Annotated in this window: 16 protein-coding genes; all 16 read left to right on the top strand. The window is 44.4% G+C overall.

Annotation, left to right across the window (positions count from 1 at the left end; translation table 11 throughout):
* Positions 1–45: 45 nt before the first annotated feature.
* The 16 genes from rpsP (at position 46) to topA (ending at position 14,197) form a co-directional block, all read left to right on the top strand.
* Complete coding sequence (rpsP, locus tag EBO34_RS06700; RefSeq protein WP_026689927.1) at positions 46–318, top strand: 30S ribosomal protein S16; 273 nt, start codon at positions 46–48, stop codon at positions 316–318.
* An 82-nt stretch (positions 319–400) separates the two neighbouring features.
* Complete coding sequence (locus EBO34_RS06695; RefSeq protein ID WP_122897137.1) at positions 401–628, top strand: KH domain-containing protein; 228 nt, start codon at positions 401–403, stop codon at positions 626–628.
* 69 nt (positions 629–697) lie between these two features.
* Complete coding sequence (locus tag EBO34_RS06690; RefSeq protein WP_122897136.1) at positions 698–1,117, top strand: YlqD family protein; 420 nt, start codon at positions 698–700, stop codon at positions 1,115–1,117.
* Positions 1,107–1,628, top strand: coding sequence for a ribosome maturation factor RimM (gene rimM / locus EBO34_RS06685; protein WP_122897135.1), 522 nt, complete (start codon positions 1,107–1,109; stop codon positions 1,626–1,628). Before EBO34_RS06690 ends, rimM begins: the two co-directional genes overlap by 11 nt.
* A complete protein-coding gene (trmD, locus tag EBO34_RS06680) occupies positions 1,625–2,359 on the top strand; it encodes a tRNA (guanosine(37)-N1)-methyltransferase TrmD (RefSeq protein ID WP_122897134.1) in 735 nt (244 codons plus the stop codon). The genes rimM and trmD overlap by 4 nt, the downstream gene beginning before the upstream one ends.
* A 125-nt stretch (positions 2,360–2,484) precedes the next feature.
* Entirely contained in the window at positions 2,485–2,826 is a 342-nt protein-coding gene (gene rplS / locus EBO34_RS06675; RefSeq protein ID WP_122897133.1) for a 50S ribosomal protein L19, read from the top strand.
* 216 nt (positions 2,827–3,042) lie between these two features.
* A complete protein-coding gene (gene lepB, locus EBO34_RS06670; RefSeq protein WP_122897132.1) occupies positions 3,043–3,588 on the top strand; it encodes a signal peptidase I in 546 nt (181 codons plus the stop codon).
* A 12-nt stretch (positions 3,589–3,600) separates the two neighbouring features.
* Entirely contained in the window at positions 3,601–4,443 is an 843-nt protein-coding gene (gene ylqF / locus EBO34_RS06665) for a ribosome biogenesis GTPase YlqF (protein ID WP_122897131.1), read from the top strand.
* Between the two features lie 700 nt (positions 4,444–5,143).
* Positions 5,144–5,914: a ribonuclease HII gene (rnhB, locus tag EBO34_RS06660; protein WP_122897130.1), complete on the top strand. Its 771-nt coding sequence runs from the start codon at positions 5,144–5,146 to the stop codon at positions 5,912–5,914.
* 22 nt (positions 5,915–5,936) lie between these two features.
* Positions 5,937–7,199: a hypothetical protein gene (locus EBO34_RS06655; protein ID WP_122897129.1), complete on the top strand. Its 1,263-nt coding sequence runs from the start codon at positions 5,937–5,939 to the stop codon at positions 7,197–7,199.
* Positions 7,196–7,579, top strand: a complete 384-nt coding sequence (locus EBO34_RS06650) for an EscU/YscU/HrcU family type III secretion system export apparatus switch protein (protein ID WP_122897128.1) — start codon at positions 7,196–7,198, stop codon at positions 7,577–7,579. Before EBO34_RS06655 ends, EBO34_RS06650 begins: the two co-directional genes overlap by 4 nt.
* Positions 7,554–7,736, top strand: coding sequence for a hypothetical protein (locus EBO34_RS06645; protein ID WP_122897127.1), 183 nt, complete (start codon positions 7,554–7,556; stop codon positions 7,734–7,736). Before EBO34_RS06650 ends, EBO34_RS06645 begins: the two co-directional genes overlap by 26 nt.
* 1,095 nt (positions 7,737–8,831) lie before the next feature.
* Positions 8,832–9,995: an ADP-forming succinate--CoA ligase subunit beta gene (gene sucC, locus EBO34_RS06640; RefSeq protein WP_122897126.1), complete on the top strand. Its 1,164-nt coding sequence runs from the start codon at positions 8,832–8,834 to the stop codon at positions 9,993–9,995.
* 17 nt (positions 9,996–10,012) lie between these two features.
* Complete coding sequence (gene sucD, locus EBO34_RS06635; RefSeq protein WP_122897125.1) at positions 10,013–10,918, top strand: succinate--CoA ligase subunit alpha; 906 nt, start codon at positions 10,013–10,015, stop codon at positions 10,916–10,918.
* Between the two features lie 106 nt (positions 10,919–11,024).
* Positions 11,025–11,894 (top strand): DNA-processing protein DprA, encoded by an 870-nt coding sequence (dprA, locus tag EBO34_RS06630; protein WP_122897124.1) that lies wholly within the window; start codon positions 11,025–11,027, stop codon positions 11,892–11,894.
* Positions 11,895–12,124: 230 nt separating this feature from the next.
* Complete coding sequence (gene topA, locus EBO34_RS06625; RefSeq protein WP_122897123.1) at positions 12,125–14,197, top strand: type I DNA topoisomerase; 2,073 nt, start codon at positions 12,125–12,127, stop codon at positions 14,195–14,197.
* Positions 14,198–14,274 lie beyond the last annotated feature (77 nt).

Below are 14,274 nucleotides of genomic sequence, written 5' to 3'. Positions count from 1 at the left end.
TGATAATATCTTTAATTGTGTTAATTCGATTTGGAGGTGAAACACATGGCAGTTAAAATTCGTCTTAAGCGTATGGGAGCTAAAAAATCTCCTTTTTATCGTGTCGTAGTAGCGGACTCTCGTTCTCCACGTGACGGTCGCTTTATCGAGGAGATTGGAACATATAACCCGTTAACAAACCCAGTTAAATTTGACGTAAACGAAGAAAAAGCGTTGAAATGGATGACAGAGGGAGCTAAACCTTCTGACACTGTTCGCAACCTTTTCTCAAACGTTGGTTTGATGGAAAAGTTTCATAACGCGAAAAACGCAAAATAAGTTTTTCGTCTAACAGGCAGCCAGGTTCAAAGACAGCGTGACCCGCATCTTTGAACCTCTGCTATAAATGAGGTGAGTGACTATGAAAGAATTAGTAGAATCTATTGCTAAAGCCCTTGTAGATCATCCTGAAGATGTCCATGTCACTGAAAACGATGAAGGCCGTTCACTCACACTAAAGCTTTCCGTTCACGCAGACGACATGGGAAAAGTGATCGGAAAACAAGGCCGTATTGCAAAAGCAATTCGTTCTGTTGTCTATGCAGCAGGAGTAAGCCAGAACAAGCGTATTAACTTGGAAATTGGTTAAAGGGTGGGGAATTTCCTCTCCCTTTTTATGTATGCAAAGCGTTCATTATGGATAGTTGGAGGTGACAACGTGCAGATTTTAAAAAAGGTGGTTGTCAAACAGATCTTGACAGAAACGAGTAAGACCCGTCTGAAAGAGCAGTTTCTTTCAAAACAGTACCAGCTGAACAAAGAGCTTCAGCAGCTTGAATTTGTTCTTCATAAAAAACTGAAGGATAATAAAGCGAACGCCAATTATCAAAACTCCCTCAAGCAGAGTTTCCAGAGGGAAATGCAGCGTCGTAAAGAGCGCATCCGCCAGCTTGAAATGAAACTCAGTCAGCTTGATGAACTGGAGCTCGGATCAGAAGTCCGTGAAGGCTCTATTCAAATGATTGAAGAGGTTGAAGAAGGCGATAACTGGGAAGAAATTATGAAAGGTACCGAGATTGTCGTAAAAAACGGCATGGTACATGAAATTCGTAAAGGCGGCATGCAAGATGACGACTGATTGGTTAAACGTGGGTAAGATTGTGAATACTCACGGCATTCGCGGTGAAGTCCGGGTGATTTCCCGCACGGACTTTCCTGAGGAACGATATAAACCGGGAACAGAGCTTTTCGTTAAAAACGCAACAAACAAGCGGGAACCCGTTGTGATAAAAAGTCACAGAAAACATAAGCAGTTTGAACTGCTCACGTTTGAAGGCCTTGACAATGTGAATGATGTAGAATCATTTAAAGGCTCCCTGCTGCAGGTGTCAAAAGATGAAACCCCGGAACTTGAAGAAGGAGAGTTTCTTTACTCCGACATTATCGGCTGTTCCGTTCAAACCACAGACGGGGAACAGATCGGGGATATTAAAGAGATTCTCTCTCCCGGCGCCAATGACGTCTGGGTTGTCTCCCGGCGCGGTGCGAAAGACGTCCTCATTCCTTATATTGAAAGCGTTGTGAAGCGCGTGGATATTACGGAAAAAACGGTTACAATCGAACTGATGGAAGGCTTGATCGACGAATGAAGATGACTGTGCTCACCCTGTTTCCTGAAATGTTTGCAGGGGTATTTGATACTTCCATTCTCGGGCAGGCTCAGAAAAAAGGAGTCGTTTCCTTTGACGTTGTAAACTTCAGGGACTTCACCACAGACCGCCATAACCGGGTGGATGATTATCCATACGGCGGCGGCGGGGGAATGGTCCTGACACCGCAGCCTCTTTTTGATGCGGTTGAACTCCATAGTAAAGAAGGGGAAAAGCCGAGAGTGATTCTCATGTGTCCCCAGGGGGCGCGTTATGATCAGAAAAAAGCAGAAGAACTTGCGAAAGAAGAACATCTGATCTTTTTATGCGGTCATTACGAAGGCTATGATGAGCGTATCCGGAAACATCTTGTCACAGATGAGATCTCTATCGGTGATTTCGTACTTACTGGCGGAGAACTGGGAGCGATGGTTGTGGCTGACAGTGTTACACGTCTTTTGCCAGGTGCTCTGGGCAATAAAATGAGCGCCGTAACCGACTCCCACAGCACAGGGCTTCTTGAGCATCCACATTACACGAGGCCGAAAACGTTTCGCGGAATGGACGTTCCCGATGTCCTGTTAAGCGGTCACCACGAGCGTATTGAACAGTGGCGCAGGGAAGAGTCTCTCAGAAGGACGTTTACAAGAAGACCTGACCTTTTAGATAAAATGGAACTTACTAAAGAAGACCTCGCATTTATTGCCAGACTTCGTGCAGAAGAAGAGTAAAAAAAAGTTGTAGTCACAGCTCTGCTGTGCTATTATATACCTTGTGGCTAAAAAGCTGCAGTTATCAAGATGCTCCGCTGTCGCACTATGACAAGAACATCTGGAGGGAAGGAGGCGAACAGCAAATGGAACAGATTATTCGCGATATTACAAAAGAACAATTAAAAGGTGACCTCCCAGAATTCCGTGCCGGAGATACTCTTCGTGTACACGTGAAAGTTGTGGAGGGAACTCGCGAGCGTATCCAGGTTTACCAAGGTGTCGTTATCAAACGCCGCGGAACTGGAATCAGCGAAACGTTCACTGTTCGTAAAGTATCCAACGGTGTTGGAGTAGAACGTACATTCCCAGTACATTCACCTCGTCTGGACAAGATCGAAGTGACTCGTAAAGGTAAAGTACGTCGTGCGAAGCTATACTATCTGCGTGCACTTCGCGGAAAAGCAGCTCGAATCAAAGAACGCTAAGCTTAAACGAACAAAGAAGAGGAGCCTGGGCTTTTGTCCGAGGCTCCTTTTTACATAGGAGGCCACTGAAAAAGTACAAAATAACTTTTTCAGTGCCTTCACATAGTGTGAATGACCCACTTCCTTTCAAGACGTGGATTTTATATGGAAAACAGCAGGTTTATCGATTACAATAATAAAGAATGAAAGTATACATCTGTCTGGAGGCAAGTACATATGGCGAAGTCAGAATCATGGGAATGGCTGAAAGCTGTTGCTGTTGCATTATTATTAGCCGTTGTCATCCGTTATTTCTTTTTCGCGCCCATTGTGGTGGATGGTGAATCGATGATGCCTACATTAGAGCATAATGACCGTATGATCGTAAACAAAATCGGGTACAGCATTTCAGAGCCTGACCGGTTTGATATTGTTGTTTTTCATGCTACACAAAGTAAAGACTATATTAAAAGGGTTATCGGCCTTCCAGGAGATCATGTAGCCTATGAAAACGATGTGCTTTACATTAATGGCGAACCTGTGGAAGAAGCCTACCTTGATGATTATAAGGAAAACGCTCATAACAAACCCTTTACTGGGGACTTTACACTCGAAGGGCTTACAGGGGAATCAACGGTCCCTGAAGGCCATGTATTTGTGCTCGGAGATAATCGCCAGCACAGTAAAGACAGCCGCCATATAGGAACGATTCCATATGACGAAGTGGTCGGCAAAGCAAATTTTGTGTTCTGGCCGTTTAACGAGTTCAGAATTGTAAACTAGGAGTTGTCACATATGTCCATACAGTGGTTCCCCGGCCATATGGCCAAGGCAAAGAGGGAAGCTAAGGAAAAAATGAAGCTGATTGACGTGGTCATTGAGCTTGTAGATGCACGCATTCCCCTCTCATCAAGAAATCCGGTTATCGATGAGATTACCCAGGGTAAGCCGAGAATGATTATCCTGAATAAATCCGATCTGGCAGATCCGAACATGAACAAGGTGTGGCGCAAACACTTTGAAGACAAAGGTCATGTCGTTATTGAAGTGGACGCCCAAAAGGGGAAAGGCATTAAAGGCATTCCCCCGGCTGTAAAAGAACAGGCCTCCGCTATGATCGAAAAAATGATCCGTAAAGGGATGAAGCCAAGAGCGGTTCGTGCATTGATTCTCGGTATTCCAAACGTTGGTAAATCCACACTTATCAACCGTCTTGCAAACAAGAAGATTGCAAAGATCGGTGACCGTCCCGGCGTGACGAAAAGTCAGCAGTGGATTAAAGTCGGCAAGGAAATGGAGCTTCTCGATACTCCCGGGATTCTATGGCCGAAGTTCGATGACGAGGCTGTTGGATTCCGCCTTGCTCTGACAGGTGCAATTAAAGAGGAGATCTTTGACTTTCAGGAAACTGCAGTGTTCTTTCTGAAGTATGTAAAAGAAGCGTATCCTGAAATTCTGAAAGACCGTTATAATCTTACTGAAGTGCCTGATGACATTGTCGAGCTTTTTGATGAAATCGGAAAGAAACGAGGATGCCTTGTAAGCGGCGGGCTTGTGGATTACGACCGTACAGCGGAGCTTGTATTCCGTGACTTTCGTTCCGGAAAGCTCGGCCGCCTGACTTTAGAACAGCCTTAAACTGTGAAAAGGCACGCCTATGGCGTGCCTTTGTTTTGGGGCTGGGACGTAAGTGTTTTAGTCAACGAGAATCCGAACAAACCAAAGCGGCGCTAATAAATCGCTCCTGAAATATACTTCGCTTTCCGCTGGAAGCGGGTTAGCCTCCTCCAGCACACCTGCTTCTTCCTCTGCCAGCTAACCTTTGCAACTGTCTGCGTCGAAGCAGCTCGTCGCATTTTCATGAAGGAAACGCTCGTCACTGCGGGGTCTCACCTTTGCTTTTCAGAAGGCACTGTAAAAGTTCGATCCTTAACTTTTCCAGTGCCTTCTAAGCAATGAGCGTAACGGTTGCATTTTTTAAAAGACTGGTATGAGTGGGTTTCTCGTAACAGTCGCGCAACCGCTGAAGCCATTGCCACTCAAATAAAAGGCACTGAAAAAGTTGTTTTGTACTTTTTCAGTGGCTTTCTTTTAATCCCGAGGGAGTCTGCGTATATTTCATCCGCTATGTTCGCGCATTGTTCGAATTCTCAGCTAAACACTTTCTTTATGTCCCAGCCTCTTTGTTTTTGTCTGCAGGCCATTGGTGATGTGTCAGATACTAATCGGAGCAATTGGGGTGTAAATCACCACCAATGTCCAATACAGTATTATGTTTTAACCCATACAGAGCTTAACATAAAAAGAGAATGTACCGATATTTAAAGGAGAGGATACCATGATCGAAATAAAAAAAATGAGTGTCAGTAAAATTAAAGAAAAATTACACGATACAGCAGATCCGGAATTTATAAGAGCTCTTGAGGACGACACACGCAAAGGCGTGCAGGTTGCCCTGCGGTCCTATTATAAGCGCATTGCAGAAGAAAAAGTTTTAGCCAAACAATTTGCAACCATGAATACATATGAAGATAACCTGAAACATAACGGATTTAAAGCCATTGCCGGTATTGATGAAGTGGGCAGAGGACCTTTGGCCGGGCCGGTTATTGCAGCAAGCGTCATTCTCCCTTATGATTTTTACCTTCCTGGTCTTACGGATTCAAAAAAGTTATCCAAAGATAAGCGGGAGCAGTTTGCAAGCATCATTAAGAAAACAGCAGAAGCCGTGGGCATCGGTGTGGCAACGGCAAAGGAGATTGACCATTACAATATTTACGAAGCCACTAAAATTGCCATGCAGAGAGCCATAATCGATATGAAAAAAGAAGCGGATTACCTTCTTCTCGATGCGATGACACTGCCCGTTACGACAGAACAGATGTCTTTGATCAAAGGAGATTCAAAAAGTGTAAGCATTGCAGCCGCTTCTGTCGTGGCAAAGGTCGAGCGGGATCAGTATATGACCAGACTGGCCGGCACGCTTCCTGAGTATGGCTTTGATAAGCATATGGGTTACGGAACGAAAGACCATCTTACGGCATTAAGAACGGCAGGAATTACAAAAGAACACAGAAAGTCATTTGCACCTGTAAAAGATCTCATGTGAAAATGTTAAAGGTGGGTTCAAGATGAACGTTGCTTGGGTACAACAGACGTTTGAAAGTATGGTGAGAGTAGAAAAAAGCGGTCTCCGTCTTGGGAAAGGCCAAATTCTCCAGGGAACAGTCAAACAGCTTTATCCGAACAACCTTGCCACCATTCAGTATGGCAGCATTCCTGTAAATGCCAGACTTGAAGTGGGACTGGTAAGAGATCGTACTTATTGGTTTGAGGTTGCTTCCACCGGAGGCATTCCGAAACTCAAGGTCCTGAATAGCAGCCAGTCAGCCACTTCGCAGGCCCTTCCCGGTTCCTCTGAGGCTCTAGTAAACGAGTGGAGACTCCAAAAAAGCGGTGTGGAGGATAAATTGCTCCGAATGTTTACTGCTTCCGGAGTTCCCTTCTCAAGGAGCCATATCATTGAGGGGGCATCTTTGTTTCATAACAGCCCGTATCCTGAGAAAACGACTGTTCATACCTTGTCCCATATGGCCCAGAATCAGCTTCCATTTACAAAGGAGACGTTTATGAGCCTGGCAGTCCTTGATGGGGGAGGAAGTACCGGACATTCGTTGGAGCAGCTCCTTACAGCTCTTAAAGGCCAGCCTGAACATGCTTCCCTGGTTCAAAGCCTTGAAAAAGCTTTTACAGGAATGTCCGAGTCAAATGGCCGTCCTATCTTCCCGCCACCATTACATACGTTTCTGAGCAGCCTGGGCTTATTATATGAACGTAATCTTCAACAAAAAGGAGCGGGCGGGGAAACTGCTGAAAATCTGAAAGCACGCCTGCTGCAGTTTCTCGGAGAAAAAGGAATCACTGAAGAACAAAGAGGCCTTGCCCGTTCACTCGTGCACCGCCTGACGGGTATGCAGCTTTTGAATATAGACAATAACCACTCCCTTCACCACCATCTCTTCTATATTCCTGTAAAGTTTGGCGACCTCACACAGAACGTTACTATCCAGTGGGAGGGACGGAAAAATGAGGAGGGGGGCTGGGACAGTAACCACTGCCGAATCCTTTTTTATCTTGAGCTGGAGGGCTTAAAGGAAACAATTGCTGATGTTCATATCCAGCAGCGTATTGTAACACTGACACTTTTTAATCAATTTCCGGAACCGGTAACTGCTCTGGAAAAATTCAAACCGCTGCTTGAAGCTGCTCTCCTAAAAGGGGATTACAGACTGTCCTCGGTACATTGGAAGCAGCCTGATGATCATAATAGAGAAACCAAGAGAACGATCCCACAAAAGAAGGGTTTTCACAAAGGGATTGATATCAGAGTATGAATGAGAATGAATACATAAAAAGAAAGCGCGCCATTGCCCTGAGGTATGACCGGGAGAGTGCTCCTGTTGTAAAGGCAAAAGGCCGGGGGTATGTGGCTCACAACATTATCAGACAGGCAATAGAAGCCGATCTCCCTGTTTTGGAGGACCAATCACTGGTGCAACTGCTCAGTAAGCTTGAAATCAATGAGGAGGTTCCTGAGGATTTGTACCATGCCGTAGCGGAAGTGTTTGCATTCGTATACAATCTCGATAAAGAATACAGGAAAAAGAAGCAGGAAACATTTTCATGTGTAGATCCGTTAAAAAAGGACATGTTAGAAAAGAATAAATGCCCTGAAGGAGGAACACATAATGGAAAAGAATCAAAATTTTCGTAACGGCCTGCTTGTCGACGGTGTTGAGGAATACATGAACAGCTACCGTGCTGAAATTGCAGAGGAGTTTGGCGTTTACCGCTCTGTAGGTGAATCCGATCAGATTACACAAAATGCAACCCGAAGTGTAATCGAGAAACTGAAAAAAGATAAAAAATGAAATCCCGGAATAAAAAAACCGAATCGGAAAAAAAGAAGGTAAACAAAGAGAGCAGCAGTTATTCTTTAAACGTAAAATCAGGCAGCCCCATAAATCCTGAAAGTCCGTTCCCCGGTACAAAAAGACAGACTGACGCCCGCGTTATGCAGGAGCGCAGCTATAAAGAGTGATCGTCCAGGTATGGGTGATCTCTTTTTTGTTACAAAAGACTTTCAGTAATCGGGTTATTTTCTACGTTTATAAAAAAGGTTGATTTGCAGCCTTCATGCCCTTCGCTTTCTGCGGAGGTGCCGGTAAGTTTCCTCATGCTCCGCCGAGGCACTGAAAAAGTCCACTTTCTTTAATAAAGGAAGGTGTTGATTTCCTCTCATTGCACTTTCCGGGGGCGGTTCGGGAGCCTCCTTGACATACTGCTTCTTCCTCTGCCAGCTATATTTTGAAGTGGTCTGCGTTGAAGCAACTCGCAGTTTACCCATGAAGCAGCGCTCGTGTCTGCTTGGTCTCCCCGGAACTCGCTTGTCTCCCTCAGGAGTGTCGCACATTCGCTCCAATCAACACTTTTTAAAAAACGAAAATGACCTTTTTCACAATAAAAAATCAAATCCAATTTTTATGTTGCAATTAGAGACCTAAAGTGGTGATGTTATTATCGAACTTTGACTTTTTCAGTGGACTCCTCCGCATTGCGGGGTCTCACCCTAGCCCCCACAACCGCCAGAGTCTCAGGCATCCCGGCTGCATTATGTCTTTTTAAACAAGAGTTGATAAATGACAATATAAGTGTTGATTGATCAGGAACGAAAATCATTTTTCTTGTTCTATAAAGCTGACAAAAAAGTAAATAACGCCCTTTTTTACCCCTTGTTACAACCTGGTTCCAAAATTTCCTGAAAAAAATTGAGCAATCGATTCACAAAATTGACAAAAGTATAGTAAAATAAAACTTGTGCAACGAAGCATATACAAATTTCTTCGTTTCCCGCACGAAATATTTTGTAATTTTTTATTTTCCCCAAAGGGTTTGTGAACGATTAGCGAACTCTCTGAAGGAGAGGGAAAAGAAGATGCAGGGACAATTAAGTTAGGAGGATGGCAATGAATATCCATGAGTATCAAGGCAAAGAAGTTTTAAGAAATTATGGTGTCGCAGTTCCTAACGGAAAAGTGGCTTACACAGTAGAAGAAGCTGTCGAAGCAGCAAAATCGCTAGGCACTGATGTAACCGTTGTCAAAGCACAAATCCACGCAGGTGGCCGCGGAAAAGCCGGCGGTGTTAAAGTGGCGAAAAATCTTGACGACGTTCGTACATATGCCGAAGAGATTCTCGGTAAAACATTAGTCACGCATCAGACTGGTCCTGAGGGTAAAGAAGTTAAGCGCTTACTCATCGAAGAGGGCTGTGATATTAAAAGCGAGTATTACGTAGGACTCGTTGTAGACCGCGATACGTCCCGTATTGTAATGATGGCTTCAGAAGAAGGCGGCACAGAGATTGAAGAAGTTGCCGAAAAAACACCTGAAAAAATCTTTAAAGAGGTTGTTGATCCTGTTGTAGGTCTTATGCCGTACCAGGCACGCCGTCTTGCATTTAATATTAACATTCCAAAAGAGCTTGTCCGCGACGCGGTAAAGTTCATGATGGGACTTTATAAAGCATTTGAAGAAAAAGACTGCTCTATTGCAGAAATCAACCCGCTTGTTACAACAGGGGACGGAAAAGTCATGGCACTGGATGCGAAGCTTAATTTCGATTCCAACGCTCTTTACCGTCAAAAAGACATTGTTGAACTTCGCGATCTTGAAGAAGAAGATGAAAAGGAAATTGAAGCATCCAAACATGATCTCAGCTACATTGCTCTTGACGGGAACATCGGATGCATGGTTAACGGTGCAGGACTTGCCATGGCCACAATGGACATCATTAAGCATTACAGCGGTGACCCGGCAAACTTCCTTGACGTAGGTGGCGGAGCAACAAAAGAGAAGGTTACTGAAGCGTTCAAAATCATTCTTTCCGATAAAAGCGTAAAAGGAATCTACGTAAACATTTTCGGCGGAATCATGAAGTGTGACATCATTGCCGAAGGTGTCGTTGCAGCAACGAAAGAGATGGGACTTGAGCTTCCTCTTGTGGTGCGTCTTGAAGGAACAAACGTAGATCTTGGAAAGAAAATTCTTGAAGAATCAGGACTGAACATTACAGCAGCTGACTCAATGGCTGATGGTGCAGAAAAAATCGTTTCTCTTGTTAAAGAGTAAGAAAGGACGGGTAGCAGATGAGTATCCTTATTAATAAAGACACAAAACTAATTGTACAAGGTATTACCGGGGCTACCGGGCTGTTCCACACAAAACAGGCCGTTGAATACGGAACGAATGTTGTAGGTGGCGTTACACCGGGTAAAGGCGGCACAGAAGTAGAAGGTATTCCAGTATTTGATACAGTAAGTGATGCTGTTGAAAAAACAGGAGCAAATGCTTCAGTCGTTTACGTTCCCCCTGCATTTGCAGCAGACGCAATCATGGAAGCGGCAGACGCCGGCATTGATCTTGTTATTACAATTACAGAAGGTATTCCTGTAACTGATATGATTAAAGTAAAACGTTACCTAGAAGGCAAAGAAACACGCCTGATCGGACCGAACTGTCCAGGAGTTATTACTCCTGACGAGTGTAAAATCGGTATTATGCCCGGATACATTCACAAAAAAGGGCACGTTGGTGTCGTTTCCCGCTCTGGTACATTAACGTACGAAGCGGTTCACCAGCTTTCCACTGAAGGTATCGGCCAGTCTACAGCTGTCGGAATCGGCGGAGACCCTGTTAACGGTACGGACTTCATCGATGTATTGAAGCAATTCAATGAAGACGATGACACCTATGCAGTCATCATGATCGGTGAAATCGGCGGTACAGCTGAAGAAGAAGCGGCCGAGTGGATCAAAGCGAACATGACTAAGCCGGTAGTAGGATTTATCGGCGGTCAGACTGCACCTCCAGGGAAACGTATGGGCCATGCCGGTGCAATTATTTCCGGTGGTAAAGGAACTGCGGCTGAGAAGATCAAAACACTTGAAGCATGCGGTGTGAAAGTAGCACAAACTCCTGCAGTTATGGGAGAAACGCTTATCAGCTCCCTGAAAGACAACGGTATTTACGAAAAGTGTGTTACTCATAAATAACACGTATTAACTGAGTCCTCCCCCGGCTTCCGGGGGAGCCTCTTTTTCATTCCTCCTGAGCGCCCCATTATGTTATTCCAATTCTATTACGAAGGCAGGTAAACAAATGAATTATTTGAATGAGCGCATGTTGATCCTCCATTATGCGACACATGCTGATGCCCTTATAACAGAACGTATGTACGCACTCGACCCTGAATTGAAAGCCCCTTTTCAAATGTCTGCCGCCTCTCTTATGGCAGCCTTAAATCTGCGCCTGGACCGGGCAGAACGAATATACAAAAACATTCAGCAACTTAGGCACCGCAACCTCCATTTGGAGCTGGAAAAGCAGGGCATAGGCTTCCTGACCCGGAATGACCCCCATTACCCTGTCCGTCTCCAGATGATATACGATCCTCCTGCTGTATTGTTTTATCAAGGAAATTTGAGCATACTTAAAAAAACGTCTCCCCTCGCTGTAATTGGTTCAAGGAGACCCTCTCCTGAAGCTGTGCCGATTATAGAAGAGCTGCTGAACCCGATCCCCGCTGATGAGCTTCTGATCGTCTCAGGTCTTGCAGAAGGGGTTGATGGATTTGCACATAAATGGGCTTTGAAAAACAACGTAGCGACAATGGCAATCCTCGGCTCAGGCTTTACCCACATTTATCCTCCATCTCATACACCATTAGCCAGATCAATCAAGAATGAAAACCTCATCCTCAGTGAATACCCGCCTGAAACAAAACCTCAACGATGGCATTTTCCAAAACGAAACAGACTCATCTCCGGCATCAGCAAAGCTGTTCTCATTGTCGAAGCCAATGAAAAAAGCGGCTCGATGATTACAGCCAATTGTGCACTTGAACAGGGCAGGGAGGTTCTTGCCGTTCCCGGTTCACCTTTAAAAAAGCAGGCCGCAGGCTGCCTGAGACTCATCCAGGAAGGAGCAAAAACGGTTATGTCTGCAGAAGATATAATAGAAGAAATTTAAAAAAGAAGGTATGGAATCCGGAAAAAAGTGAATAAATATCAAACAAGTACACGTGTAGCCTGAAAATTCAAAAAGAAGATACAACAAGGCTTTAAGTGGTTTTGAAAGGAGTAATAACCGTTTTTTTCCGTTTTCATGTTTGACAAATCATAAATGTGTAGTTAATAATAGTGGAGATTTGATTTTACTATATTTGAACGATTTTACCTCTGAAGGGGAGGAACAACATTATGTCCGATTACTTAGTGATCGTCGAATCCCCGGCTAAAGCGAAAACAATCGGTAAATATTTAGGAAAGAAATATGCAGTAAAAGCATCGATGGGACATGTTATTGACTTGCCGAAAAGTCAGATGGGTGTAGATGTGGAAGACAACTTCAACCCTAAATACATCACCATCCGTGGAAAGGGCCCTGTTCTTAAGGAACTTAAGACAGCAGCGAAAAAAGCAAAAAAGATTTATCTTGCAGCTGACCCCGACAGAGAAGGGGAAGCCATTGCATGGCACCTTGCCCACAGCCTGAATATTGACGATAAATCAAAATGCCGAGTTGTTTTTAATGAGATTACCAAACAAGCTATTAAAGATTCGTTTAAAACACCAAGAACCATTAATATGGATTTAGTGGATGCCCAGCAGGCACGGCGAGTTCTTGATCGTCTTGTCGGTTACAATATCAGCCCGTTATTATGGAAGAAAGTTAAGAAGGGTCTGAGTGCAGGTCGTGTGCAGAGTGTAGCTGTCAAAATGATTATTGACCGGGAAAAGGAAATCGAAGCTTTCGAGCCCGAAGAGTACTGGTCAATACAGGCGGAACTGAATAAAAATGACGAATCATTTGAAGCGAAGTTTTATGGAGTCGACGGGAAAAAGACGGAATTAAAAACGAAAGAAGATGTAGACCTTGTTCTCAACAAGCTGTCAGGTGATTCGTTCACCGTGGATAAAGTTACGAAAAGGGAACGCAAACGCAACCCGGTCGTACCATTTACCACTTCATCACTCCAGCAGGAAGCTGCCCGTAAACTGAATTTCAGAGCAAAGAAAACGATGATGCTCGCTCAGCAGCTTTACGAAGGTATTGATGTAGGAAAAGAAGGTACCGTCGGTTTAATCACGTATATGCGTACCGACTCAACACGGGTTTCAGAAACGGCACAAAATGAAACAAAAGACTACATCGAAGCCAATTACGGTAAGGAATACATTAATACCGAACAAAAAAAATCGAAACAAAGTGCCAATTCACAGGATGCTCACGAAGCGATCCGGCCGACTTCTGTGATGAAAGATCCGAAAAACGTCAAGTCATATCTTTCCAGAGACCAGTACCGTCTGTATAAACTGATTTGGGATCGCCTTGTAGCAAGCCTTATGGCTCCTGCGGTGATGGACACCCTGAGTGTGGATCTCTCAAACAACGGTGTGATTTTCAGAGCGAACGGATCGAAGCTGAAGTTCCCCGGTTTTATGAAAGTGTATATTGAAGGCACAGATGATGGTAAGAAAGAAGAAGACCGCTGGCTGCCTGAACTTGAACAGGGGGAAGAGGTCGTTGTGGAAACGATTGATCCGAACCAGCACTTTACCCAGCCGCCGCCGCGTTATACTGAGGCGCGTCTCGTAAAGACGATGGAGGAGCTCGGTATCGGGCGACCGTCAACTTATGCACCGACGCTGGATACGATTCAGCGTAGAGGGTATGTTGCACTTGAAGATAAACGTTTTGTACCTACAGAGCTTGGTACCATCGTTCTCGATCTGATCATTGAATTCTTCCCGGAAATCCTGAATGTGGAGTTTACGGCAAAGATGGAAACGGACCTTGACTCAATTGAGGACGGTAAGGAAAACTGGGTTCAGGTCATTGATCATTTTTACAAAGATTTCGAAAAACGCCTGAAAACAGCAGAAGAAGAGATGAGAGAAGTAGAGATCAAAGACGAACCGGCAGGCGAGGATTGTGAAAATTGCGGGCATGAAATGGTCTTTAAGATGGGACGTTATGGTAAATTTATGGCCTGTTCCAACTTTCCTGAATGCCGCAACACAAAACCGATCGTAAAAGATATCGGTGTGAAGTGCCCGACTTGTAACGAAGGAAATATTGTGGAACGTAAAAGTAAAAAGAAACGCATTTTTTATGGATGTGACCGTTATCCGGAATGTGAGTTCATTTCCTGGGATAAACCGATTAACCGTACGTGCCCGAAATGTTCAAAAATGCTTGTCGAGAAAAAGACCAAAAAAGGCATCCACGTACAATGTTCCGAATGTGATTACAAAGAGGAACAAAACTAACATATTAGGTAAAGGGCCCATAAAGGGCTCTTTTCTTTTTGGTTTTTTGAATCGGACGAGGAGTCACCGGCACCACC

The organism is Alteribacter keqinensis (genome assembly GCF_003710255.1).
Taxonomy (GTDB): domain Bacteria; phylum Bacillota; class Bacilli; order Bacillales; family Salisediminibacteriaceae; genus Alteribacter; species Alteribacter keqinensis.
The sequence above is the reverse complement of the archived record's forward strand: the minus strand, read 5'-3'. Positions and strand labels throughout refer to the sequence as shown.